This window comes from Streptomyces chiangmaiensis (assembly GCF_036281785.1).
GTDB lineage: Bacteria > Actinomycetota > Actinomycetes > Streptomycetales > Streptomycetaceae > Streptomyces > Streptomyces chiangmaiensis.
Genome location: NZ_JAYWVC010000092.1, coordinates 1 through 24893 on the forward strand (window position 1 = coordinate 1; position 24893 = coordinate 24893).

The following is a 24893-nucleotide window of genomic DNA, read 5'->3' on the forward strand; positions in this document are numbered from 1 at the left end:
CGTGTCCGACGACATCACCGACGACGAGGGCCACCCGGGCGCCGGACAGCGGGATCACGTCGAACCAGTCGCCGCCGACGCCGGCGTCCGTGTCGGCCGGCAGGTAGCGCCAGGCCGCCTCGACCGCCGCGCCGCCCATCAAACGGTGCGGGAGCAGGTTGCGTTGCAGCGCCAGGGCCGTGGTGTGTTCGCGGGTGTATTGGCGGGCGTTGTCCAAGGACAGCGCGGCCCGGGTGACGAGCTCTTCGGCGAGCAGCAGGTCATCCTCGTGAAACGGAACGGGGTCCTCGGTGCGGAGGAACAGCGCGGTACCCAGGATGGCACGCCGCGCAATGATGGGCACGATCATCAGGGAGTGCATCCCGTACTCACGGATCTTTTGCGCCCGCACTGGATCCTCGTCGATCCATGTCCCAGGGGAGGCGTCCAGCACCGGTTCCAGGTGGGACCTTCCCGTGCGCAGAACGCTGGCGAGCGGCGAGGTCGGGGGGACGAAAACCGTCTCCCCTCGCGCAAAGGTCGACTCTGGGGTTCCTGGGTGGATCGAGGCCTGACCGGCACGGCGGAACACAGGGGGGCGATCGTACATTGTGTCGATTCGGGCAGAGGGCTCTGTGCCGAATGGAACCGACTCCGCCAACTCGACGGTGGCGTAGTCAGCCAACAGGGGCACGGCGAGGCTGGCCAGTTCCTGTCCGGTCTGCATGACGTCCAAGGTGCTGCCGATACGCGTGCTGGCCTGGCTGAGGACGGCAAGGCGCTCGCGCACCCGATGGTTGCTGGTGACATCTACGGTCAAGGAGCACACCCCCAGTGCCTGGCCGTCCGCGTCCTGGAGGCAGAAGAACGAGGCCGAGAATGCGTGCTCCCGGCGCGGATCTTCCGGCGGCCATGCCCGGTACTCGTGGACCGCGGAAGTGCCGCTCGCCAGCACCTGCCGCATCACCGCTTCAAGGGCCTCGGCCTCGAAGCCGGGCAGTGAATCCTTCAGGCGGCGTCCGAACCTCCGGTCACGGGAAATGCCGTCATGCGCCATCGTGTCGTTCACCCAGGTGCAGCGTAGCTGCGGGTCACGAATGGCGATGCCGACCGGCGCGCGGGCAAGCAGCGACTCCCGCACCGATCCGTTCATCATCCCCGAGGAGAGCGCGCCTATGTCGGTCAGGGATACCAACCACCGGTGGGTTGCGTCCTGTCCCCACAGCAGCGAGAGGCGCAGGCTCAGGTTGAGCGTACGGCCGTCGCGGTGGCGGACCGCCGCGGTGCCGGACCAGCCACCTTGGGCGCGGCACTGCTCGGCGAACGCTGATACCCCCAGCGGCTCCTCGGAGGACGGCAGCACGAGTGTGGCGGACCGGCCCACCACGTCCTCAGGGCAATACCCAACAAGGTGCTGAGCAGCTTGCGTCCACGCGACGACCGTCCCTTGCTCGTCGATCATCGCTACCGCTGTGTCGGATATCTCGCGGGACCTCAGCGGCTCCAAGAGTGCGGCCTGGTCAGTGCTCATCACTATGGCTCCCATCAGGTGCGTAGGTGCGTAGGTGCGAGAAGAAGCCGATCCTCAGGAGGTTGCTGCTGCTGCGGCGGCCAAGGCCACGACGGGAGAGGATCGGGGCCCGGCGGTAGGAGAAGCGGAGTGACGGCCATGAGGCCGACGATCGCCTCAGCACAGCGGGCCGTCCCGTGTTGCCCGATACCGTCCACGCTGGTCATGGCCCGCCGCAGCCCCTTGGGCGGCTGACGTGGTGTCAGCGTCCGGGGAAACGGCTCCTTCACCTCCTGCACCACCCAGCCGTTGCCGTCCGGGGCGCTGAAGGTGAGGTAGGAGGCGTAGGCGACCCGGGCAGGGTGCGGGCCGGCCACCCGCCCCTGGCCTGGGCCGTGGTGAACGACCCCTCCGGCATCGTGGCCGTGGTGGAGGAGCCATCCGGCATCGTGGAACACCTCGCCGACTTCGATGCCGCGGCCGACTAACTCCGCACGGGCCTCCTCGATGTCGGAGACGATGAGGTACCGCCGTGTTCAGCAGCACCACGGGCTCGTCGTACGGGCCGTGCTTCCTCAGCTCCAGGACCTCGGTCGCTTCGTTCATCGTGCCCGCGCCGCCGGGCATCACCACCTCTGCGTGGGGCACGGCGAGCAACCATGCCATCCGTTCAGCGAGATCCCTGGCGAACGTCATTTCGTCGGCGTCCTTCCTGACCCACTTCCGGAGAAAATCGACCGAGATCCCCGTGAGCTGCCCTCCCGACGCCTGCACTCCGTCGGTGACGACCATCATCAGCCCGGTATCGGATCCGCCCCACACCAGGGGTTGGCCGGCCCTGCCGATGAGCTCCCGAACTCGGGGGTCGGCTGGGGGTAGCGCTCGTCGAGGTCAGTGGCTGAGAGGAAGACACCGATGTTCATCGGGGTGGGCGCTGTTGCAGTCATGACCCGAACGTATGCGCGCGTCGGCCCACACGTGCGGACCATTTTCTGAGCAAATGACCGGACCACTTCGCGCCGAACGGCCAGGCGGGCCCCTGGGCGCCGCCTGTCAGACCGGTTGCACCGCGAAGCGCCACGTCGCATGCTCGGGGCGCCACGCTCGGTCGTGGAGGGGAAGCTGAAGCAGAACGTGGAAGCGCTCCCGTTGAGTGAGGGGTCGGGCTGAAGCAGTCGGCCTGGCGGAGACTGACCTTGTCCTCCCTGAGACGGGCTGGGGCTCGGCGCTGCTCCACCGGACTCGCCCGTCGGTCGGCAAGCAGTGGACCGACTCGGGGGAGACCCACGATGACCGCTGGCTCAAGAACCGGCCGAGCGAGGATGTCCGGCGGGTGCCCATCCCGCCCAGCTCGTTGCTGCGCTGCGGGAACACCTCGACGCCTTCGGTACGGCTGACGACGGGCGGCTCTTCTTCTCGGAGAAGGGGGCCGTCGTCCCGTCCTCGACGTACTACCGCGTGTGGCAGGAGGCCCGGCTCCTCGCGTTGCCCCCGGCAGCGGTGGTCTCGCCGCTCGCCAGTCGGCCGTACGACCTTCGGCACTCGGCGCTGTCGACGTGGCTCAACGCGGGCGTCGACCCGACCGAGGTTGCCGAACGTGCCGGCAACTGTGTCGAGGTCCTGCTGACTCGCTACGCGAAGTGTCTCGACGGTCGGCAGGAAGTCGCCAACCGACGCATTGAGGAGCTGCTCCGTGAGTACGAGTGAGAGTGTCTCCCATACCGCGCGGCCCCATCATCGCTACAGATGATCTCTTGTTTTGCGGGCATCCATGCTGCCTGGTCGGGCTTGGTGGCCCTGTTTCGCGACGGTTATTCCGTGGCCTTCGGGTACTCGACCGCTGCAATGCAACAGAGAATCGGAGGTGATGGGAATGGCGACCGCTCCCAGATCTGACATGGCGACCCATCCCGACATCATCGCCATGCGTGAACGCTATGAGATAGCCGAGGGTGCCGCGACCACTTCGAAGGCACAGGCTGTCGAGACCATTGGTCTGATCGCCGGGCTGTACTTCGCGGCTTCACCGTGGATCACGGGTTTCAACGGGCTTTCCACCCTGGCGGTCAACAATTTGATCGTCGGTATCGCCTACGCCCTCCTCATGAGTGGTGGTTTCGGCCGTGCCTACGACCGGGTGCACAGCATGGCGTGGGCCGCGTGTGCGTTGAGCGTCTGGATGATCATTTCGCCGTGGGTCGTGGCCGGTAACGTCAGCACTACCAAGACCATCGTCAACAATGTCGTCGTCGGCGTGATAGGTCTGCTGCTGGCTCTCGCGGCCGCCGCGTTCGGCCGCCCGGCAGATCGAGCGTCCTCACGCCGCATGTCCGCACCTTACGCGGGCGGTCGAAGCTGACCTGGCGCGCGACGGGCCGCAGGGCTGCAGCCGCGTGACCGCCCCGCGGCACTAGGTCCTGGGGTGGTGGGTGTCTGGCGTCGTGCCTGATTCCGTTTGCCGCTTCGTACGCACCACCTCTCTGACAGTGCCCACCAGGAAGCCTGCCGCGAGCAGCCCGATCATGATCGAACCCTGTCGGATTCCGTCGGCGTCGTGTCCGTCGAGGTAGGCAATGTGGCGGACCTCGGTGGGGCGCGCCGGGTTGTAGACGACTGGTATGCGCGTTCCTGGCTTCGCAGCGCTTGCTGAGCTGACCGCGACATCGACATCCGTGCGCACGGGACCGGACGGTGTAGCAAAGCGCACGGTCACGGAGGTCGCCCAGCCTTCCTCCGACCGGCTGGTGATCTCGACCACGAACGCGTCGGTCCTGTGGCCCTGGTCCCGGAGGTTCGCCAGCACCTGGTACTCCTGACCGGCTTCCCACCCCATGACTCCGGCCATGGTGGCGAACATCAGGAAACCCACGGTGGCCAATCGAGCTTTGGCCCAGCGGGGAGCCACCAGCCACGATTCCGGTCCGAGCCGCAGCAGCCCGGCCACGAGCTGGCCCGGCGAGGGAACGGCCCAGCTCTGGCGGCGTACCAGCCGGGAGATACCGTCCGCTGCAGTCAGCGCCACCGCCCAGCCGAGAACATAGAGCCACAACGACCCAAACGGCCCGAATGCCATCCACACCACGATGGCCACGACGGCCGCGAGCGTCTCCCACCCAAAGGGAGAGACGTACTCATCCCGGCCGCCGCTCAGCACGGACTTGCGCTCATCCATCTGCGCCCCCACACCCGTTACGAGATGAGACTCACCGGCTGCCGCGATGGTTGCAGTAGGGCCTGGCTGCCCCCGTCAGAGGCTTCGTCCGTTTCCGGGCTTCACCTGCGCCGATGCTCCAAGATCCCGTCCACAGCTCGTCCACGGACCTCGACATAGGGCCGCTTTGAGCGGCATACGGCTGCACATACACGAAGACCCCGGGCTCAGCGTTTCCGCCGGGGCGGTTCACCGTCTGTGCCCTGGTGATCCGCTCGCTCGTCACCGCCGACGCCAAGCGCCGCTGACCGGCCTTCGGGTGGCGCACACACCGCCAGGCACGCCGTCGCCCCTCGCGACCGGGCTCCACTCACCAACCGCCATCACTGAGGGAGAACGTCATGGACCTGCAGACAGCCGCCAGCCTCGTGCCGTTACTCGGCTGGGCCATGCACGGCGGCATCCTTACCCGCCGCCTCGCCTGCGCCCGCCGCGACCCGCTCACCGGCCTGCACACCCGCACCGGATGGACCACCCGCGCCGAACACTGCATCCGCCGGCACCCATCTTGCTTGCAGGGGGCGGGTCGTGCCTGTCGACGACGTGATCCCGTACGTGGTCGTGGACCCGGAGGGCCGCCCGGTCGAGCCGATCCGGCGTTTCCTGCGCGACTTCGTGGCCCGTGGTCACTCTGCGGGCAGTGTCCGCAGCCGTGACGACGTCTGCACCAAGCTGTTCGCACCGACACGGCTCCACTTACCGCTTCAGGACGAAGCGATAGACCTTGGAATCCCTGGCCTCGAAGCCGAGTCGCTCATACAGGCGATTCGCTGCCTCCCTCGACGGACGCGACGTGAGGTCAACGGTTCGAGCACCGGCCGCCTCCGCCAGCCGCAGAGCCTCCTCGGTCAGAGCACCCCCGACGCCATGTCCCCGCGCGGCCTCGTCCACGACCACGTCCTCGATGCGAGCCCGCAGACCGGAAGGCAAGGGAAACATGACCAACGTCAGCATCCCGACCACTTCGCCTTCGACCCGCGCCACCAACACCGTGTTCGCATCGCTGGCGAGCAGGCGCTGCACTGCCTCACGATCCAACGGGCTGGCTGTGCTCGAAAGCTGAGGCAACAAGCGCGTGAATGCCTCAACCGACTCGTCGTTCGCTTCACGGACGACCGCAACCTCAACGCTCATGATCTCGACCCTACAGAGCAAGTCCCATCACAAGGCGGCACACCAAAGATCGATCCCCGCGTAGTCCGGGAAAACCACTTCAAGACCCTCAACGACACCCACGGCCACGCCGCCGGGGACGCCGCCCTCATCGCCACCGCCGACCGGCTGCGCACTTGGTGCGGACACCGCGGCACCGCAGGCCGCCTGGGCGGGGACGAGACCTCGACAAGCGCGGGATCAGGGTCCGAAAGCAGCGGCAACGGGTCGGCCGGGAGGCATACGAGGACGACCTCAAGGGCCGACGCCGTAGGCAGGTGCTGCCGCTGCCGGCCATCTGCGTGGCCCCTCTGAGGTATGAGCGGATGCGGCAGACCGCGATGCGTGAGCGGGCAGGTGATAGCTGGGAGGAGAGCGGCCAGGTTTTCACCACACGAACGGGGCGACCGATCGAGCCGCGCAACGTCTACCGGTCCTTCACCCGGGTCGCCAAGAACGCCGGGCTCCGCGTGATCCGGCTGCACGATGCCCGGCACGGCTGCGCGACGCTGCTGACCGCGGCCGGCGTGGCTCCTCGCGTCGTGATGGAGATCCTGGGGCACAGCCAGATTGCCGTGACCATGAACGTCTATACACACGTCGTGCAGGACACCCAGCGCGAGGCGGTGAGCCACATGGACCGGCTGCTCAGGAGGCGCCCGCACTCCGCCGACTGATGTCAGATGTGGATGTCAAAAACCCCCGGCCATGATCGGCCGGGGGTCTTCTTCCTGGTGGGCGCGGACGGTTTCGAACCGCCGACATCCGCCTTGTAAGGGCGGCGCTCTACCGCTGAGCTACGCGCCCCGGACGAATCGACAGCCTACATCGACCGAGGGGATACCCCGCAAACGCGCACGCTCGGAACGGCCGCAGGCAGACGGGGCAGGGGGTTAACCCCACCTCGGACCGGGGAGTCCGCCGCATCCTCCCGAGGGCCGCGGATCCGTACGGTCGAAGGGCACTTCGCTTCCGGCTCCACGCTCCCAGGGGGACAACGTCATGGCTCGCAGGACCGCACGCACTGGACGGACCGGCCGTATCGGACCGACCCGGGCGGTCACCGTCGCGGGAGTCGTCGCGGTGGTCGCCGCCACGGCCGCAGCCTGCGGCAACGACGCGGGGGACGACCAGCACCCCGACCACCGCTCCTTCGCGCTGCACGGACGTACGCTCACCGTCGACTCCGACGACTCGGCGCTCGAGATCGTCCCGGCCGACGTGCACCGGGTCGAGGTCACCCGGTGGTTCCGCGGGACGGTCGTGGTCGGCGGGGACCCCCGGGTGACCTGGGCCATGAAGGACGACCGGCTGGTGCTGCGGCTGACGTGCTCCGGCCTGGTCGCCGACTGCTCCGCTCGGCACCGGATCGAGGTGCCGCGCGGAGTGGCCGTCAAGGTCGAGGACGGCGACGGGAGCGTGCGGGCGCAGGGCTTCGAGGCGCCGCTGACCATCCGCACCCAGGACGGTTCGGTGCGGGTGAGCGACTCCACGGGGCCGCTCACGCTGGACAGCGGTGACGGGTCGGTGCGTGCGACGGGTGTGGGCTCAGGGCGCGTGCACGCCGCGACGCGGGACGGCTCGATCCATCTCGAACTGGGTACCGTGCCCGATCTCGTGGAGTCGAGCAGCGAGGACGGCTCGGTCACGATCGCGCTGCCGCACCAGACCTATCGCGTCACCACCCGCGCCGAGGACGGTTCCGTCCATGTCTCGGTGCCCAGGGACCCGGGCAGCTCCCATGTGATCGACGCGCGGACACGGGACGGGTCGGTCACGGTCCGCACGGCGGGGTAGTCCACCACGTCCGGGCAAAAACAGGGTCAGGCCGCGGCGCGTCACGAACCGAACGCCCCGTGTGTTCGTCCTCAACCGGTGGGAGAATGACACCGGGCAGGGCGGATGACATCACGGGAGAGGGATGTGACGGCGACACCACCACAGCCGTGCACGCCGTTTGCGCCATGCGCGCACCACCGATCGCCGAGCCTCCCGCCCGGCCCTACGAACGCCCCGGGCCGGCCGTCCGACGAGCGCCACGGCCGGCGCACCCCGGCCGCGTCCGCCGGCGCCGGCAGGGTGCCCGGCCGCGTATCGGCCGGCTCCCGGAGCGGCACCCCCGCCCGTGACGCCCTCGCCCTCCTCGCCCTGCCCCTCGTCGCCGCCCTCGTCCTCCCGGCGGCGTTCGCCGGGGGTGGGACGCGGCGCTGGTTCGGGGGGCGGTCCGAGGGGCAGCGGGCCGAGGCGCAGGCTGCCAAGGACGCCGCCGCGGCCGCGTTCTACGAGCTCGACACCGCCCAGCGCGATCTCAGGTTTTCGATCGAGACCATCGCCGCCGTCGACGACTCCCCCGCCGCCCGCCGCGCGATCGCCGACTTCGAGGCGCTCGGGCGGCGCATCGACGAGGCCAGTCACCGGTACATCCAGGCCGTCGACGCGCACGACCTCGACAGGGTCGATCTCGAGGCCTCCGCCGCCGCCCGCGCCCGCACCGAACTCACCACCGCCAGGGACGAGCTGGCGGGTGTCAAGCAGGAGCTGGATCGTTTCGGCGCGAGCCTCGGGCCGCTGCTCGGGAAGGCCGAGACCCAGCTCGCCCGGCTGGCCCCGGCCGTGGAGCGAGCCCGCCAGGCCCTCCTCGCCGCCAGCAACGCCCTGGACGGCGTCCGGACCTCCGGGCTCAAGGCCGACGACCTCGCCGCCCGGCTGGCCGCTCTCGCACCCGAGCTGACCAAGCTCAACCAGGGAGCGGGCCGGCACGGCGTGGCACCGACCCTGGAGCGCGCGGAGCGTGTCGCCCGGGAGGCCGAGACCGTGCGTACGCAGGCCGAGCGGCTGCCGGAGCGGGCCGCCGAGATCGATCACCGGCTCGTCTCGCTGCGGACCCGGGCGCAGGCGCTCACGACGCGCGCCGGTCAGGTCGAGCCCGTTCTGAGCGAGCTGCGACGGCGGTTCACCGTCGCCTGCTGGCAGGACCTGCAGCAGGTCCCGGAGCAGGCCGCCGAGTCCGTGCGGCAGGCCGAGCTGAAGCTGAAGGAGGCGCAGGCCGCGCGGGAGGCACAGCGCTGGCCGGACGCGACCTCGTTGCTGTCGACCGTCCGGGCACTGCTGAACACGACCGACGAGGCCGTGTCCGCGGCCGGCGACCGGCTGCGGCGGCTGAACGCCGTGCAGAAGGACCCGCAGCAGGAGATCGAGCGCACCCGGTTCGCGATCCGGGACGCACAGCGGCTGGCGATGGCGGGGCGCACCACGCCGGATCCCCGGCATGCCCGGCCCCTCGACGAATCCGTGGCACGCCTGGACCGGGCGGTCACGACGCTGGAGGGACGCCACCCGGACTACTGGCGCTTCCTGACGGAGACCGAGGCGGTGCGGCAGACCGTCGCGCGGGTGGTGGCCCAGATCCGCGAGGAGCGCGGCGCGGGAGCGTCGTAGCACGGGGCGGGGCACCGGCCGTCGGTGCCGTGCGGGCGGTTCCTCAAGGCGTGGGCGCACCGCGTGGGAGCGGGGTGGGAGCCGGGCGGCCCTGCGCCAGGCGCGCAGAGCCACCCAGCCGCACCGGAGCGGGGCTCAGGTGCGGCACCCGTCCGGCGTCGGTCGCGCGACGAGGGCCCCCTGGCATCCCGATGTCCTGGGATCGTCGGCGACCGCCGGTTAGCCTGTGCCCATGCCTCGCTATGAGTACCGCTGCCGCACCTGCGGCGACACGTTCGAACTGAGCCGTCCGATGGCGGAGTCCTCCGCCCCCGCCGCCTGCCCGTCCGGCCATGACGACACGGTGAAACTCCTGTCGACGGTCGCGGTGGGCGGCAGCGCGTCGGCTCCGGCGCCGACAGCTCCGCGAGCAGGCGGCGCCGGGGGCGGGTGCTGCGGCGGTGGCTGCTGCGGCTGAGACCCGCTCAGCGCCGTCGCGCCAGGGTCAGCCCGTCCGCCACCGACACCATCACGCTGTCGACTCGCTCGTCCGCCTTCACATGCTCGTTGAAGTCCTTGATGGCGGCGGCGAGTCCGGTCGCGCCGGGGTCGGTCACCTCACCGTGGAAGAAGACGTTGTCCACCACGAGCAGACCGCCGGGACGCATGCGCGGCACCAACTCGTCCCAGTACGCGACGTAGTTGTCCTTGTCAGCGTCGATGAACGCCATGTCGATGTGCGGCTCGGCAGACAGCGCCCGCAACGTGTCGATCGCCGGTGCGATGCGCAGCTCGATCCGGTCGGCCACCCCCGCCTTCGCCCATGCCACCCGCGCGTGTTCCGTCCACTCCTCGGAGACGTCGCACGTCAGCAGCGTCCCGCCGGGCGGCAGCGCCTGCGCCATGGAGAGCGCCGACAGCCCGGTGAAGGTCCCGATCTCGACGATCCGCCGGGCCGCGGTCAGCCGCACGAGAAAGGCCAGCAGCGGCCCCTGCTCCTCGGCGACCTGCTTGCCCGCCACCAGCGGCAGCTGGGTGTGCGTGACCTCGACGAGCATCCGCTGCACGGGGTCCAGCGGCGGATTGTGGCCGAGCATGTACGCGTACAACTCGTCCGTCAGCGGCGTTCCGTTCCCCTTGGCCACCCGGTCCTCCTCCGGCCGTCCCCTGAGGTCCTGAGCACTTTCGGCTCCCTTCCACCGTATCCCGGGCTCTCCGGAGCGGGGCGGGCCACGCCGGAACGCGGTCAGGTCACGCCTGGCGCGCCGCCTTCAGGAACTCCCGCAGAATCCGCTCTCCGGCCAGCACGCCCCGCTCGGGCAGGGCCGTGATCCCCGGTGCCGTCCAGTCGGTGTCGGCCAGTTCGCCGTGGCCCGGGCGCCAGCCGCGGTCGGCGGCGAGCAGCAGGTCCGCGTCGAGCAGGGAGTCCCCGGCGGCGAGGGTGAGCGCGGCCCCGGTGCGGCGGGCGACCTCCCGCACGGCCGCGCTCTTCGTGAGCGGCTTCGGCACGGCATAGATCTTGCGGCCCTGCAGGGACACCGTCCAGCCGCGGTTCTCGGCCCACACGGCCAGTTCCTTCACCCACTCCTCGGGCAGCAGCTCGCGCTCCACGACGAGGTAGACGAAGAGGTCCTCGGCGACCCGGTGCTTGCGCACCCAGGCCGGGTCGGCGGTGGCCGCCAGGTGTTCCCGCACCTCCTCCAGAGGCGCGCATTCCTCGGCGAGCCGGGCGACGACACCGGAGTGCCAGTCGAGGTCGGCGACACCGTCGACGAGCAGATGACCGCCGTTGGCACAGATGGCGTACGCCGGCGCCGGGCCGGGCAGGTTGATGCGCTGGTACTGCTTGCGGGTGCGGGTGGTGGTCGGCACGAACACCGCCCGGTCGCCGAGGTCGGTGAGCAGACCGGCCGCGGTCTCGGTCAGGTACGACAGCGGCTTGCTCTCGTGCACCTCGACGCAGAGCAGCCGGGGCGCCCTCGGGTCCGGCATGGTCAGCGCGAGCGCCGCGGACGAGTAGATCAGCGTACGGTCGAGGTCGCTGGCGACCAGCACGGGGGTCATACCGCCACCGCCCTGCCGTCGGCGCCGGTCGCGCCCCGCGTGTACTTGGGGTGGATCAACCCCACGCAGGTGTAGGGGAGTTCGTCGACCTCCTCGACGGGCACGCCCCGCTGCTCGGCCAGCAGCCGTACATGGTCGAGGTCGGCGCCCGCCGCGGACCGCGCCAGGATCTTCCAGGGCACCCGGCGCAGCAGCACCCGCGTGGTCTCGCCGACTCCGGGCTTGACGAGGTTCACGTCGTGGATGCCGTACTCCTCACTGATGCGTTCCACCGCCGCCCAGCCCTCCCAGGTCGGCGTGCGGTCGCCGGACAGCAGTTCCTTGCGCTGTGCGTCGACCGCGTCCTCGACCTCGGTGAAGCGTGCGGAGACGGCGTCGAGGAAGGCGACCGAGACGTCCGCTCCGGCGAGTTCGCGGTAGAACTTCGCACCGTGGTAGTCGTGCGGGCCGACCAGGTCGGCGCGCAGCACCGTGCGCGATATCAGCCCGGAGACCGTGGAGTTGAGGCAGGCGGACGGGATGAGGAAGTCCTCACGCGTGCCGAACGTCCGTACGCAGGAGCCCGGGTCGGCGAGCACCGCGATCTCCGGGTCGAAGCCGGCGATGCCGTCGGACACGCCGAACTCCCGGATCGCGTCGGCGAGTTCCCGGGTGATGGCACCCTTGCCGGTCCAGCCGTCGACGAAGACGACGTCGGCGGGGTCGTGCCGCTCGGCGAGGTAGCGCAGGGCGTTGGCGTCGATGCCGCGGCCGCGCACGATGGAGACCGCGTAGTGCTGGAGTTCGAGGCCGTGGCGGTGCCTCGCCCAGCGGCGCATCAGGACGCCCACGGGGGTCCCGGCGCGGGCCAGTGAGACAAGGACGGGGCGCGGGGAGCGTTCGGCGAGGATCGTCTCGGTGACCACGCCGACGGCCTGCGCGAGACGTGCGGTGGATGCCTCCAGCGCCGCGTGGAACAGCTCCTGGTACTGCTCGCTCGGCTGGTACTCCACCGGCAGCGACTCCGCGTAGTGCGCGCCGCCGCTCTGGATCGCCTCCTCGCGCTCCTCGGTCGGCGCCTCCAGGGTGACGTCCGAGAGGTCCTGGAGCAGCCAGCCGACCTCGTCGGGCGCGTACGAGGAGAAGGCGGGGCCGCGGAGTGGCTCGGACAGCATGGCGGGCCTTTCGGGGACGTGCCGGGGCGCGGGGACGTAGCTGGGGACGACCGCGAGCAGGACATGCGGGGTGTGGGCGGCGAGCCGGTCCAGAAGGCCGCCGGGGGCGTGCAGCTCGGGGGTGTCGGCCACGGAGTCCACGACCGCGACGACGGCGTCGAAGCCGGCACCCGCCACGTTGTAGGCGTAGCGCTCGCCGGGACCGTCGGCCGGGTCGTCATGGGCGGGGAAGACGATCCGGCTGCGTATCGCGTAGCCGGGGTCGTCGACCGCGAGGACGGGAGAACGGGTGGTCGTGGAGAAGCGGACCTCGGCGCCGACGACCTGCTCCAGCTCGCGGGCCAGGCGGAGCGGCGCGTACATCAGCTCCTCGAAGCCGAGCACGAGCACCCGCCGGGCCTCACCGGGTATCGCCTCGGCGAGCCGTGCCGCCATGGTGGGCAGCCCCCGCTCCAGACGGGCCCGGTGCTCGGGGGTGAAGCCGTGGCGCCCGCCGTCGGGCAGTCCGTGGGGCCAGCCGAGGCGGACGTGCGCGATGCGTCCGGCGGCGCCGGCCGGCAGACCGGTCCGGTCGGGCGCGGTGTCCGACTCTGTGTGCAGGACGGCGGCCTCGTGCTCGGCGACCAGCGCCTGCCCCTTCTCCAGCACCCCCTCGGGCAGCCGCACCGTGCCCGAGGCCGCGGCCACCAGGTCCACACGGGCGCCGATCTCCCGGGCGAAGTCCTCCAGTCGACCCAGATCCGCGGCCGAGCGCATGTCGACCAGCGCGACGACGACGTACCGGTCGCGCGGGTACCGCTCGTGCAGGTCGCGGATCGTGTTCATGACCGTGTTTCCGGTCGAGAACTCGTCGTCGACCAGCACCAGCGGACCGTCGCCCGCCAGCAGCGCCGGGTCCTCGGGGAGCAGCAGGTGCGAGGTGGCGTGGGAGTGGGACTCCTCGAAACCGCCGGCCGGGGCGACGCCCTCGACGGGGCGGCGGGTGGAGTGGAGGTAGGGGGCGAGGCCGAGGCCGTCCGCGACCGCGTGACCGAGCCCGGTGGCCGTCTCCGCGTACCCGAGGACGACCGCGCCGCGTCCGCCCGAGCCGGAGACACCCCCGCCGTCGCCGCCCAGCAGCTCCCGCACCCGGCGGCCGAGCGCAAACCCATGGCCGTAGACGACGGCCGGGGACTGCGGCACGTGCTTGCCCAGCACATGGGAGACCAGCAGATGCGCGCGCTTGGGGTTGCGCCGCAGCGCGAGCCCCAGCAGTTCGGTCAGCCGATCGTCGCCGACCAGTTCGACCCCGAGCCGCTCGGCGACCCACGTCCCGGACCAGACCACGTTCTTCCTCGGTTCCATCTCAGTCGGTGCCGGCATCAACCGGGGAGCCCTGCGGCCAGCAGTTCCACGAAGCCGATGTCCTCGCGCGCCACACCGAAGGCATCGGCGCGCTGGAGGGTGCGCTCCGCCCAGGCGCGGTGCGGCTTCACCTCGTTCATCTTGTTCGTGTACGCAGAGCGCAGCACTCCCCCGCCGAGCCGCTCGGGCCGCATGATGTCCTGGGCGTCGCAGAACTCCTCGTGACTGACGACCGACAGCGCGTGCACGGGCATCACATGCGAGGGGTGGATGCAGGTCTTGCCCAGCAGGCCGTTGGCACGGTCGAGGGAGATCTCGCGCAGCAGCCCGTCCAGGTCGTGCTCGATGAGCGCCTCGCGCAGCTCCTCGACCTCGCCCTCCAGGAAGGGGCTGCGCCGCAGCTGCGGTTTGAACATCCGCTCCTGCGCCCTGAAGTACTCCCACACGGGCCCCGTCACCGTGAACCCGGTGCCGTCGGCGCGCCCGAGGACGTTGACGACGTCGGCGATCACGGAAGCGACGATCTGGACGTCGTACGCCGTCATGTCGGGTGCCCGGCGCAGGCCGTACGAGGAGCAGAAGTCGGTGACGCCGAGTCGCAGCGCGAGGACCCGATCGCGGTACTTGTCCACCGTGCGGAAGATGCCTTCCAGCGTCTCCCGGCGCGTCTCCAGGTAGAGCAGGGAGGGCGACTCGAGGACGGGCATGGCGAACAGCCGGCGCCCGCTCGACGCCTCGGCCCCGGTCAGCGCCTCCAGGAAGGGAACGCCCCGCTCCTCGGTGAACTTCGGCAGCACGAATCCGGACAGCAGCCGCACCGCGAGGCCAAGGCGGGCCACCAGGTCCGGGATCTGCTCGGGGACACGGACACGGACGAACAGCAGCGGCAGCTCGACGTCAGGGCGCTCGGCGAGGTCGGTGAGCTGCCGGACCAGGTTCTCCTCGGCGTCCACGACGTCCGCGTCGTCGATGGAGTCCTCGAGGCACAGCACCATGGACACGACACCTCGGCCCGCCTGCTTGACCACGTCGTCGGCGAGCTGAGGGCGGGTGGCGGGACTGTACAGCGTGGCGCCGAGGGCCACCGCGAGCACACGGGCCGGGGAGTCGGCAGTGAAGACGGCCGGCTCTTGATGGAAGAGCCGCCGCCGCTCCTCAGGGGCGATATGCCCGAAATGACGCATGAGACTCCCCCGTAGTACTGGACTGCCCGAAAAGAGGTGGCCGGTAATACTACGTAGAACTCCATGTCATGGGTTCCCGTTGGGCATGAAGTTCAGGTAACTCGGCTGTGACCGCGGTACGTCGGTGCAGCGGCGGGGGTCCACCCCGGCGTTGTCGTGACCTTGACGGAGAAGGCAGGATGACGCCATGACGCACGCGATGCTGAAGGGGTCGAACGTTCCGCTCGAGGCCACGGCGCTACGGGCGGTGCTGCGCTGGGCACCGGGACAGGGCGCCCCCGAGGTGGACGCCTCGGCGCTGCTCCTCGGCCCCGACGGGCGGGTGCGGACCGACGAGGACTTCGTCTTCTACAACCAGCCCCGGCACCCCTCGGGCAAGGTCCGGCTGCTCGGAAAGAAGCGGGAGGCGGACCGGCTGACCGAGACGATCCAGACGGACCTGGCGAGCGTCGAGCCCGGGGTGGGGAGGATCCTGCTGGTCGCCTCCGCGGACGACGTCACCTTCGACCGGGTGCGGTCGCTGCGCATCCTCCTGTACGACGCGGCGGCCGCCGACGGGGAGCCGCTGGCGTACTTCGACATCAAGCCGGAGACGGGCGCGGAGACGGCCCTGATCTGCGGGGAGCTGTACCGGCGTGGCGAGGGCTGGAAGTTCCGGGCGCTCGGCGAGGGCTATGTGAACGGGCTGAAGGGCCTCGCGAACGACTTCGGCATCTCGGTGGACGAGTCGGAGACCGCGTCGGCCGATGGGGGTGCCCCCGCTGGAGCGAAGCCGACGGTGGGAGAGGGATCGGTCCCGGCCTTTCCCGAGGCCTCGGCACCGCTGCCGCCGGAACGGCCGGTGCCGCAGCAGCCTGCCTACGGCTACCCGCCGGTGCCCGCGTCGACGCAGCCGACCTACGGCTATCCCCAGCCGGCCAGCCCGCCTGCCTACGGGTACCCGCAGCCGCAGACGGCCGCGGCAACCGCGCCCGCGTACGGGTATCCGCCCACCGCGGCGCCGGTCCCGGACCCGAACTTCCAGCTCCCGCCCCAGGGGCCGCAGTTCATCGGGCGATAGGCGGCTGGTGCTGTGACCGAGATGGTTCGCCGGGTTGTACCCCCGGGACTCCTGGCCTTCGGCCGTTGGCAGCTCGAAGGAGAACAGGGACATACCTGGATTCGCGCGTTGCCGGACGTCGTGGACGCAATGCTCACCCGATGGGACCTGGTCCCCGACGGTGAGGCCATGCACGGGTACAACGGCATGGCCCTTCCTGTCCGCCGCGGGCAGGAAAAGTGCGTTCTCAAGGTGTCCTGGCCGCAGGAGACGTCTTCCTGCTACGAGGCCCTTGCTCTGGAGACCTGGAACGGCCGCAGTGCCGTCCGCCTCCTGGAGAGCTCTCCAGCCGACGGGGCTCTGCTCCTCGAACGGGCCGACAGTCGCAGGCCTCTGCGCAGCCTGGCCTCTGTGAAGCCGGAGTCCAGTCCCCACAGCCAGTAGTCGATGCAACGCACCACGGTCCAGGCGTTCGCGACCTCGGGATCCAGCTCGGCGGATTCGATCAACGCGTGGGCGTGGAAGAAGAGTTCTTCTCGTCCGTCCATCTCATCGAGTCGTGTCCACAGCAGTTGCGCCACCTGGTACTCCGGGTCACCGGTGACGACCTTCGGGTCGATGGCCAGCCATGGTTCCCTGTCCGCTGCCAGGACGTTGTCGTAGTGGAGGTCGTGATTGACCAGAAGGGAGCCGGTCCGGTGGCTGAGTCCGCCGGCCAGGTCCCGCGCCTGGTCCACCAGCCTCCTGTGGAACGGGTGGCCGAGTCTCTCCCACCGGTCGAGCAGGCCATCGCTGATCTCAGCGGCGATCTCGGAGACCGGGCGAGGCCCCGCCGGGGCGGGAACTGCCAGCCGACGCAGGAGTGCGCCGGCCACCGGCACGGCCACAGCAACTTCGTTGCGCAGCCATAGTCGATGCCTTCACCCGGCACAGCTGACAGCGCCCGCTTCCCGGCCAACCTATCCGGTCACAACACTAGGCCTTGGTCTTGTAGCCCCGGCCCCACTGCAGGCCCCAGCCGTAGAGCCGGTCCAGTTCGGCCTGGAAGCCGTACACGAACTTCACCTCGCGGCGGACGACGACCTCGCCCTTGATGTTCTCTATCAGGACGACCGCGCAGGAGCGGGCCTGCGGGTGACGTTCGTCGAGGCCGATCTCGATGCGCGGGCCGTTGCTGGGATAGAGCGTGACCACGGCATGTGTACGGTCGAACGCGGGCGTCTGGTCGTAGATGTACACGAAGATCAGCAGCCGTTTGAAGTCGTTCCGGTGATCGAGGTTGACGAAGATCGTCTCACCGGAGCCGGAACCGAACCGGTCGTCGCCGCTCAGCTTGATGTACGGCGGGTCGTTGAGCTCCCCGAAGAAGCTGCCCAACGGCTGCACCACACCCTTGGTGCCGTCGGCCAACTCGTACATGCAGCCGAGGTCGAGGTCGACGTTGACCATGCTCTGGGTGTGCGCCTGCACGACCTCCGGGGTGAACATCCGGAACGGGTGCCGCAGCAGGCTGCCCCGCTCGGGGCCGCCGATGTCCGAGGTCCGCATCCGCCAGGACAGGTTGATGCGCAGGTTCCCCGAGGCCGCGCCCTGCTTGGTGAGGGAGACCCGCTGGTGCCGTTTGGTCAGCTCGATCGAGTTGGTCGCCGCGCTTCCCGAGTCGAACTCCGTCGCGCGCCGCCATATGCCGTCCCAGAAGCTCATCCCCGCCCCCTGTCCCTGCCGGTTCAACAGCCGCGGGGCGGCCGCCGAGGACGAGTCCTCCCTGCCGCCCCGCACAGAGCGTTCCTCACCGGGGCCCGGTCCACACCCGCGAAACGGCCGCTGCCGGGCCAGGGCGAGTGAGCCGATGGTGCGCCCCGGAGGCGAACCGAGCCCCTGAGAAGAGGTACGCGCGCCCTTACACCCCGGACGAGACCTCAGCCTTCGCGTCCGGTGCTTCCGCTTTTCCCTCGGCCTCCGCGATCGCACGGTTGCGGCGCACGGAGGACCAGAAGGACCAGCCGATGAGGAGGACGCCGACGAGACCGGTGATCACCTCGTTGATCTGGTACTGGATGGTGACCATAAGGATCACGGCAAGTGCGCCGATCGCGTAGTGCGCGCCGTGCTCCAGGTAGACGTAGTCGTCCAGGGTGCCCTGCCGGACGAGGTAGACGGTCAGCGACCGGACGTACATCGCACCGATGCCGAGGCCGAGCGCCATCAGGATGATGTCGTTGGTGATGGCGAAGGCGCCGATCACACCGTCGAAGGAGAAGGACGCGTCCAGGACCTCCAGGTAGAGGAACATGAAGAACGCGGCCTTGCCCGCGAGGAGGATCGCGGAGCGCTGCTTGCCGCTGCGCGCGGCCTCTTCCTCCTCCTCGTGCTCCCGCTCCTCCTCTTCCTCGAGCTTGTCCTCGAAGTAGCCGGAGAGACCGCCGACGATCATGTACGTGATCAGGCCGGCGATACCGGAGATCAGGACCGTCTGTCCCTTGTCGATGTGCGCGCCGCCGTGCTGGTGGGCGTGGGTGGCGAAGGTCATGGAGGCGATCAGCAGGACGATCAGCGCGATGCAGACCGACAGCATGTCGACCTTGCCGAGCTTGGCGAGCGGGCGCTCGACCCAGCGCAGCCACTGGATCTCCCGTGCCTCGAAGATGAAGTCCAGGAAGATCATCAGCAGGAACATCCCACCGAAGGCGGCGATCGCCGGGTGGGCGTCGGTGACGAGCTGCTGGTACTGATCCTTGTCGGTCAGCGCCAGGTTCACCGCGTCTATCGGGTTCTTCTTCGCCGTGATGGCGACGATCGCCACGGGGAAGATCAGCCGCATGCCGAAGACCGCGATCAGCACGCCCACCGTCAGGAAGATCTTCTGCCAGAAGGCACTCATCTTCTTGAGGATTCCGGCGTTGACCACTGCGTTGTCGAAGGACAGCGAGATCTCGAGGATGGACAGGATCGCCACGATGCCGAAGGCGGTCCACCCCCCATAGAGGACCGCAAGGACCAAGCCGACCGCGGTCACCACGAACGACCAGCCGAAGGTTTTCAGAAGCACTGGCTACCCAATCCGAATCTGTACGGGGCTCCCCCGTCGCCGTACCCGGCTTTACGAAACGTTGACTCCGAAGTCTAGAGCGATGCCGCGCAAACCGGATGCGTACCCCTGTCCCACTGCCCTGAACTTCCACTCGCCGCCATAGCGGTAGACCTCGCCGAAGATCATGGCGGTCTCCGTGGAGGCGTCCTCGCTCAGGTCGTAGCGGGCGAGCTCCTGGCCGTCGGCCTGGTTGACGACGCGGATGAAGGCGTTGCTGACCTGGCCGAACGTCTGGCCCCGCTCGTCGGCCAGGTGGATCGAGACCGGAAAGACGATCTTGTCGCACTGGGCCGGGACCTTGGACAGGTCGACCAGAATCGACTCGTCGTCGCCCTCACCCTCACCGGTGAGGTTGTCGCCGGTGTGCTCCACCGAGCCGTCCGGGCTCTTGAGCTGGTTGTAGAAGACGAACCACTCGTCACCGAGGACCCGGCCGCCGCTGCACAGCAGCGCACTGGCGTCGAGGTCGAAGGGGGCTCCGGTGGTGGAGCGCGCGTCCCAGCCGAGCCCGATCATCACCTGCGTGAGGTTCGGTGCGGCCTTGGAGAGGGAGACATTGCCTCCCTTGGCGAGCGTGACGCCCATGATGCTGGTCCTCCCCGAAGATGCTGCTGCTGTGCTTGTACTGCACGTCCGGCGCCGCACTCAAACGGTGCGGCGCCGGACGATGCGGTTCAGGCTGCTCAGACGTTCACGCCGAAGTCCTGCGCGATGCCGCGCAGACCCGAGGCGTAGCCCTGACCGATGGCGCGGAACTTCCACTCGGTGCCGTGGCGGTACAGCTCGCCGAAGACCATGGCGGTCTCCGTCGAGGCGTCCTCGCTCAGGTCGTACCGCGCGATCTCCTGCTGGTTGGCCTGGTTGACGACGCGGATGAACGCGTTGCGCACCTGGCCGAAGGACTGCTGGCGGCTCTCGGCGTCGTAGATCGACACCGGGAAGACGATCTTCTCGACGTCGGTCGGAACCGAGGCGAGGGTGACCTTGATCACCTCGTCGTCGCCCTCGCCCTCACCCGTGAGGTTGTCGCCCGTGTGCTCCACGGAGCCGTCCGGGCTCTTGAGGTTGTTGAAGAACACGAAGTTCTGGTCGCTGCCGACCTTGCCCGACGAGTTCAGCAGCAGCGCGCTGGCGTCGAGGTCGAAGTCGGTCCCGGTCGTGGTGCGGACGTCCCAGCCCAGACCGACGAGGACCGCGGTCAGGCCCGGGGCCTCCTTGGTCAGCGATACGTTGCCGCCCTTGCTGAGGCTGACTCCCACGAGTCCCTCCATTGGTGTCCAGGGGCGGGGAGCCCCGTAGTGCGTTGGCATCGGATCAACGAGTCGATCCTAGTGACGGGTTCCCGCGCCCCGCAGGCCTTGGGACCCGAGATTCAGAGGGTGTCGAGCGCCTTCACGTACTCGTTCAGGTCACGTGCGTCCGGCAGGTCGTTGACCACGGTCCACCGCACGACGCCCTCCTTGTCGATGATGAAGGTCCCGCGCACCGCACATCCCTTGTCCTCGTCGAAGACGCCGTAGGCGCGCGAAGTGTTGCCGTGCGGCCAGAAGTCGGACAGCAGCGGGTACTCCAGGCCCTCTTGTTCGGCGAAGACGCGCAGGGTGTGGATGGAGTCGTTGGAGACGGCGAGCAGCTGAGTGTCGTCGTTGACGAATGTCGGCAGGTGGTCGCTGAGCGCGCACAACTCGCCGGTGCAGACGCCGGTGAAGGCGAACGGGTAGAAGACCAGCACCACGTGCTTGTCGCCACGGAAGTCGGCGAGCTTCACGGCCCTGCCGTGGTTGTCCTTGAGCTCGAAGTCGGGGGCCTTCTCGCCGACCTGGATCGCCATGAGCCTGCATCCCTTCCGGTGGGGCTGTTCGGGTGGGAACCACCCTACGCAGCGATCACAGCAGGCCGAGGGACGGGCTGAGCGTTTTCAGCCCGTCCCTTGGGATCCCCCGCTCGAGCGAAGCCGAGAGCGGGGGGAGTTCGAGGACGAGGCCGTCAGACCGGGGAGAAGGTCCGGGGGGGACCCCCACTACGGCCACCCCGGCGGCCGGCCGGTCCGGCGGAGCGTCACCGCTTGGGCCTGGCCGCCTTCGGCGTCACCAGCCGGGACCCGCTCCAGTCCTTGCCCACGCTGACACTCTTGGACGCCGACAGACCCGCCGTCGTCGCGGCTTCAGAGATGTCGCTCGGCTCCACGTAGCCCGTACGGCCCGTCTTCGGCGTGAGGAGCAGGATCGAACCGCCTTCTTCGATGTACGTGGTGGCGTCCACCAGCACATCTGTCAGGTCGCCGTCCTCGTCGCGGAACCACAGCACCACAGCATCGGCGACGTCGTCGTAGTCCTCGTCCACGAGCTCGCTGCCGATGAATTCCTCAATGGCCTCGCGGAGCTCCTGGTCGACGTCGTCGTCGTAGCCGATCTCCTGGACCACCTGCTCGGGCTGGAACCCCAGCCTCGCGGCAGGGTTCGTCCGCTCCTCCGCGTGGTCCGCGGTCGCGCTCACGGCTTGCCTCCTGATCATGTCTTGTCGAGTATCTCAGCCACGCGTGTACGCGAAGCATTGGCCGTAGTCCACACGGGCGGGGCGGATCGCGCAAGTACCCGGCGGTTCAGACCGCCGAAACGGTGACGATCCTGGCCGTGTCGCCGCAACTCCAGGCACGGTATCGCGGCTCGGGGTGATCCACACCACACCGTTCTGCCCGATTTGCGTATTCCGGAATCCTCTGCGGGTACGAGAGTCGAATGACTTTGCGGGACCCGTCACCGCCTGGGCGTATCGTGACGCTTTGGTAGAGCTCGCCCCCGAAGAACCGATCCGGCGCCGTGGTTACCTCGCGGTAGAGATGACGTTTCGCTCCCCCGAGGTACACGATGGGGATCGGCGCAGGCACATGGAAAAGTGGCCCTCTGACAGGTAAGGAACAGCGTGGCTTCCGGATCCGATCGCAATCCGATCATCATTGGCGGCCTTCCGAGTCAGGTTCCTGACTTCGATCCCGAGGAAACCCAGGAGTGGCTCGACTCCCTCGACGCCGCCGTGGACCAGCGCGGCCGTGAGCGGGCCCGCTACCTGATGCTCCGTCTGATCGAGCGGGCCCGCGAGAAGCGCGTGGCCGTGCCCGAGATGCGCAGCACGGACTACGTCAACACCATCCCCACCAAGAGCGAGCCGTTCTTCCCCGGCAACGAGGAGATCGAGCGCAGGATCCTCAACGCCACACGGTGGAACGCCGCCGTCATGGTCTCCCGGGCCCAGCGGCCCGGAATCGGGGTCGGCGGCCATATCGCCACCTTCGCCTCCTCCGCCTCGCTGTACGACGTGGGCTTCAACCACTTCTTCCGCGGCAAGGACGAGGGCGACGGCGGTGACCAGGTCTTCTTCCAGGGCCATGCCTCCCCGGGCATCTACGCGCGCGCGTTCCTCCTCGACCGGCTCTCCGAGCGTCACCTGGACGGCTTCCGCCAGGAGAAGTCGAGGGCCCCGTACGGCCTCTCCAGCTACCCCCACCCGCGCTCGATGCCGGGCTTCTGGGAGTTCCCGACGGTCTCCATGGGCCTCGGCCCGATCGGTGCGATCTACCAGGCCCGGATGAACCGCTACATGCACGCCCGCGGTATCGCGGACACCTCGCGCTCCCACGTGTGGGCGTTCCTCGGCGACGGTGAGATGGACGAGCCGGAGTCGCTGGGCCAGCTGTCGATCGCCGCCCGTGAAGGCCTGGACAACCTGACCTTCGTCGTCAACTGCAATCTGCAGCGCCTGGACGGCCCGGTGCGCGGCAACGGGAAGATCATCCAGGAGCTGGAGTCCGTCTTCCGGGGCGCCGGCTGGAACGTGATCAAGCTGATCTGGGACCGCACCTGGGACCCGCTGCTGGCGCAGGACCGGGACGGGATCCTGGTCAACAAGATGAACATCACGCCGGACGGCCAGTTCCAGACCTATGCGACCGAGTCCGGTGCCTATATCCGCGAGCACTTCTTCGGTGACGACCACCGGCTGCGCGCGATGGTCGAGAACATGACCGACGACCAGATCCTGCACCTGGGTCGCGGCGGTCACGACCACCGCAAGATCTACGCGGCGTTCAAGGCGGCCAAGGAGCACAAGGGCCAGCCGACGGTGATCCTGGCCAAGACCATCAAAGGCTGGACGCTGGGCCCGAACTTCGAGGGCCGCAACGCCACGCACCAGATGAAGAAGCTGACGGTCGCCGACCTCAAGCACTTCCGTGACCGCCTGCACCTGCCGATCTCCGACAAGGATCTCGAGTCCGGCCTGCCGCCGTATTACCACCCCGGCCGGGACACCGAGGAGATGCAGTACATGCACGACCGGCGCAAGTCGCTCGGCGGGTACGTCCCGACGCGCGTCGTGCGTTCGAAGCCGCTGCAACTGCCGGACGACACGACGTACGCCGGGGTCAAGAAGGGCTCCGGTCAGCAGTCCATCGCCACCACGATGGCGTTCGTGAGGCTGCTGAAGGACCTGATGCGGGACAAGGAGATCGGCCGGCGGTTCGTGCTGATCGCGCCCGACGAGTACCGCACCTTCGGCATGGACTCGTTCTTCCCGAGCGCCAAGATCTACAACCCGCTCGGCCAGCAGTACGAATCGGTCGACCGGGACCTGCTGCTCGCCTACAAGGAGTCGCCGACCGGCCAGATGCTGCACGACGGCATCTCCGAGGCGGGCTGCACGGCATCGCTGATCGCAGCGGGCTCGGCGTACGCCACCCACGGCGAGCCGCTGATCCCGGTGTACGTCTTCTACTCGATGTTCGGTTTCCAGCGCACCGGCGACCAGTTCTGGCAGATGTCCGACCAGCTGGCGCGCGGTTTCGCCCTGGGGGCGACCGCCGGCCGTACGACCCTGACCGGTGAGGGCCTGCAGCACGCGGACGGCCACTCGCAGCTGCTGGCCTCGACCAACCCTGGCTGCGTGGCCTACGACCCGGCCTACGCGTACGAGATCGCCCACATCGTGCAGGACGGTCTGCGGCGGATGTACGGCTCCTCGCCCGAGCACCCGCACGGCGAGGACGTCTTCTACTACCTCACCGTCTACAACGAGCCGATCCGGCAGCCCGCCGAGCCGGCCGGCGTGGACGTCGAGGGCACCCTCAAGGGCATCCACCGCATCGCCGAGGGCGCCTCGGGCACCGTCCCGGCACAGATCATGGCCTCCGGCGTCGCCGTGCCGTGGGCGCTCGAGGCGCAGCAGCTCCTCGCCGAGGACTGGAACGTACGAGCGGACGTCTGGTCGGCGACCTCCTGGAACGAGCTGCGGCGCGAGGCCGTGGACTGCGAGAAGCACAACCTGCTGCACCCCGAGGAGGAGCAGCGGGTGCCGTATGTGACGCAGAAGCTGAGCAGTGCCGCGGGTCCGTTCGTGGCGGTGTCCGACTGGATGCGATCGGTTCCGGACCAGATCGCGCGCTGGGTGCCGGGCGCCTATCAGTCCCTGGGCGCGGACGGCTTCGGCTTCGCGGACACGCGGGGTGCGGCCCGCCGCTTCTTCCACATCGACGCGCAGTCGATCGTGGTGGCGGTCCTCGCCGAACTGGCCGAGTCGGGCAAGGTCGACCGCTCGGTGCTCAAGCAGGCGATCGACCGCTACCAGCTGCTCGAGGTGACGGCGGCCGACCCGGGAGCGGCGGGCGGCGACGCGTAACTCTCCACTCCCGGCCCGAACGGCCGAAGGGCGGCGGGGCCGACTGCCTCGCCGCCCTCGCGCGTTCCTTACGATGCG

General features: G+C 69.2%; 21 protein-coding genes, 1 tRNA gene and 4 pseudogenes. 10 read left to right on the plus strand and 16 right to left on the minus strand.

The window, feature by feature from the left end:
* The coding region (locus VXC91_RS24190) for a SpoIIE family protein phosphatase (protein ID WP_329509430.1) at nucleotides 1–1525 on the minus strand (1525 nt) is incomplete at its 3' end.
* A gap of 326 nt (nucleotides 1526–1851) precedes the next feature.
* On the opposite strand from VXC91_RS24190, the gene VXC91_RS24195 reads away from it, so the two are divergent.
* Nucleotides 1852–1977, plus strand: coding sequence for a hypothetical protein (locus tag VXC91_RS24195; RefSeq protein WP_329509455.1), 126 nt, complete (start codon nucleotides 1852–1854; stop codon nucleotides 1975–1977).
* Between the two features lie 40 nt (nucleotides 1978–2017).
* On the opposite strand, the pseudogene VXC91_RS24200 reads toward VXC91_RS24195, so the two are convergent.
* Nucleotides 2018–2412, minus strand: a pseudogene (locus VXC91_RS24200) (LOG family protein); the annotation flags it as partial.
* Between the two features lie 242 nt (nucleotides 2413–2654).
* On the opposite strand from VXC91_RS24200, the pseudogene VXC91_RS24205 reads away from it, so the two are divergent.
* Nucleotides 2655–3196, plus strand: a pseudogene (locus tag VXC91_RS24205) (tyrosine-type recombinase/integrase); the annotation flags it as partial.
* Between the two features lie 166 nt (nucleotides 3197–3362).
* Nucleotides 3363–3848, plus strand: a complete 486-nt coding sequence (locus VXC91_RS24210; protein ID WP_329509431.1) for an SPW repeat protein — start codon at nucleotides 3363–3365, stop codon at nucleotides 3846–3848.
* A gap of 51 nt (nucleotides 3849–3899) precedes the next feature.
* On the opposite strand, the gene VXC91_RS24215 is transcribed toward VXC91_RS24210, so the two are convergent.
* Together VXC91_RS24215 and VXC91_RS24225 are read right to left on the minus strand one after the other, a co-directional pair.
* Complete coding sequence (locus tag VXC91_RS24215) at nucleotides 3900–4661, minus strand: DUF3592 domain-containing protein (RefSeq protein ID WP_329509432.1); 762 nt, start codon at nucleotides 4659–4661, stop codon at nucleotides 3900–3902.
* Nucleotides 4662–5396: 735 nt separating this feature from the next.
* A complete protein-coding gene (locus VXC91_RS24225) occupies nucleotides 5397–5834 on the minus strand; it encodes a GNAT family N-acetyltransferase (RefSeq protein WP_329509433.1) in 438 nt (145 codons plus the stop codon).
* Between the two features lie 200 nt (nucleotides 5835–6034).
* Between VXC91_RS24225 and VXC91_RS24235 the strand changes: the two are divergent.
* Nucleotides 6035–6529: pseudogene (locus VXC91_RS24235) on the plus strand (tyrosine-type recombinase/integrase); the annotation flags it as partial.
* A 55-nt stretch (nucleotides 6530–6584) separates the two neighbouring features.
* Here the strand turns inward: VXC91_RS24235 and VXC91_RS24240 are convergent.
* Nucleotides 6585–6659, minus strand: a tRNA-Val gene (locus VXC91_RS24240).
* Nucleotides 6660–6854: 195 nt separating this feature from the next.
* On the opposite strand from VXC91_RS24240, the gene VXC91_RS24245 reads away from it, so the two are divergent.
* From VXC91_RS24245 to VXC91_RS24255, 3 genes are all read left to right on the plus strand, one after another.
* A complete protein-coding gene (locus tag VXC91_RS24245) occupies nucleotides 6855–7649 on the plus strand; it encodes a DUF4097 family beta strand repeat-containing protein (protein ID WP_329509434.1) in 795 nt (264 codons plus the stop codon).
* A 126-nt stretch (nucleotides 7650–7775) separates the two neighbouring features.
* Entirely contained in the window at nucleotides 7776–9290 is a 1515-nt protein-coding gene (locus tag VXC91_RS24250) for a hypothetical protein (RefSeq protein ID WP_408057460.1), read from the plus strand.
* A 232-nt stretch (nucleotides 9291–9522) separates the two neighbouring features.
* Complete coding sequence (locus VXC91_RS24255; protein ID WP_329509436.1) at nucleotides 9523–9747, plus strand: FmdB family zinc ribbon protein; 225 nt, start codon at nucleotides 9523–9525, stop codon at nucleotides 9745–9747.
* A gap of 7 nt (nucleotides 9748–9754) precedes the next feature.
* Here VXC91_RS24255 and VXC91_RS24260 read toward each other — a convergent pair whose 3' ends face one another.
* The 4 genes from VXC91_RS24260 to VXC91_RS24275 all read right to left on the minus strand — a co-directional run bounded on the left by VXC91_RS24260 (nucleotide 9755) and on the right by VXC91_RS24275 (nucleotide 15015).
* On the minus strand, nucleotides 9755–10414 hold the full coding sequence (locus VXC91_RS24260) for an O-methyltransferase (protein WP_329509437.1): 660 nt from the start codon (nucleotides 10412–10414) through the stop codon (nucleotides 9755–9757).
* 106 nt (nucleotides 10415–10520) lie between these two features.
* The gene (locus tag VXC91_RS24265) at nucleotides 10521–11333 is read right to left on the minus strand and encodes an HAD family hydrolase (RefSeq protein WP_329509438.1); all 813 of its coding nucleotides are present in this window, start codon (nucleotides 11331–11333) and stop codon (nucleotides 10521–10523) included.
* A complete protein-coding gene (locus VXC91_RS24270; RefSeq protein ID WP_329509439.1) occupies nucleotides 11330–13849 on the minus strand; it encodes a phosphoribosyltransferase in 2520 nt (839 codons plus the stop codon). The genes VXC91_RS24265 and VXC91_RS24270 overlap by 4 nt, the downstream gene beginning before the upstream one ends.
* Entirely contained in the window at nucleotides 13849–15015 is a 1167-nt protein-coding gene (locus tag VXC91_RS24275) for an HpcH/HpaI aldolase/citrate lyase family protein (RefSeq protein WP_329509440.1), read from the minus strand. The genes VXC91_RS24270 and VXC91_RS24275 overlap by 1 nt, the downstream gene beginning before the upstream one ends.
* 187 nt (nucleotides 15016–15202) lie before the next feature.
* On the opposite strand from VXC91_RS24275, the gene VXC91_RS24280 reads away from it, so the two are divergent.
* Nucleotides 15203–16075 (plus strand): TerD family protein, encoded by an 873-nt coding sequence (locus VXC91_RS24280; RefSeq protein WP_329509441.1) that lies wholly within the window; start codon nucleotides 15203–15205, stop codon nucleotides 16073–16075.
* Nucleotides 16076–16261: 186 nt separating this feature from the next.
* Nucleotides 16262–16498, plus strand: a complete 237-nt coding sequence (locus VXC91_RS47065; protein WP_408057461.1) for an aminoglycoside phosphotransferase family protein — start codon at nucleotides 16262–16264, stop codon at nucleotides 16496–16498.
* Nucleotides 16499–16500: 2 nt separating this feature from the next.
* Here the strand turns inward: VXC91_RS47065 and VXC91_RS24285 are convergent.
* From VXC91_RS24285 to VXC91_RS24315, 7 genes and pseudogenes are all read right to left on the minus strand, one after another.
* Nucleotides 16501–16941 (minus strand): annotated as a pseudogene (locus VXC91_RS24285) (aminoglycoside phosphotransferase family protein); the annotation flags it as partial.
* A gap of 88 nt (nucleotides 16942–17029) precedes the next feature.
* Nucleotides 17030–17758: a TerD family protein gene (locus tag VXC91_RS24290; protein ID WP_329509443.1), complete on the minus strand. Its 729-nt coding sequence runs from the start codon at nucleotides 17756–17758 to the stop codon at nucleotides 17030–17032.
* Nucleotides 17759–17954: 196 nt separating this feature from the next.
* Nucleotides 17955–19103, minus strand: a complete 1149-nt coding sequence (locus VXC91_RS24295) for a DUF475 domain-containing protein (protein ID WP_329509444.1) — start codon at nucleotides 19101–19103, stop codon at nucleotides 17955–17957.
* Between the two features lie 51 nt (nucleotides 19104–19154).
* Nucleotides 19155–19730, minus strand: a complete 576-nt coding sequence (locus VXC91_RS24300) for a TerD family protein (protein WP_329509445.1) — start codon at nucleotides 19728–19730, stop codon at nucleotides 19155–19157.
* Nucleotides 19731–19828: 98 nt separating this feature from the next.
* Entirely contained in the window at nucleotides 19829–20404 is a 576-nt protein-coding gene (locus VXC91_RS24305; RefSeq protein ID WP_329509446.1) for a TerD family protein, read from the minus strand.
* A 113-nt stretch (nucleotides 20405–20517) separates the two neighbouring features.
* Nucleotides 20518–20976 (minus strand): peroxiredoxin, encoded by a 459-nt coding sequence (locus tag VXC91_RS24310; RefSeq protein WP_329509447.1) that lies wholly within the window; start codon nucleotides 20974–20976, stop codon nucleotides 20518–20520.
* Nucleotides 20977–21203: 227 nt separating this feature from the next.
* A complete protein-coding gene (locus tag VXC91_RS24315; protein WP_329509448.1) occupies nucleotides 21204–21641 on the minus strand; it encodes a DUF3052 domain-containing protein in 438 nt (145 codons plus the stop codon).
* Nucleotides 21642–22067: 426 nt separating this feature from the next.
* Between VXC91_RS24315 and aceE the strand changes: the two genes are divergently transcribed.
* Nucleotides 22068–24815, plus strand: coding sequence for a pyruvate dehydrogenase (acetyl-transferring), homodimeric type (gene aceE, locus VXC91_RS24320; protein ID WP_329509449.1), 2748 nt, complete (start codon nucleotides 22068–22070; stop codon nucleotides 24813–24815).
* Nucleotides 24816–24893: the final 78 nt, after the last annotated feature.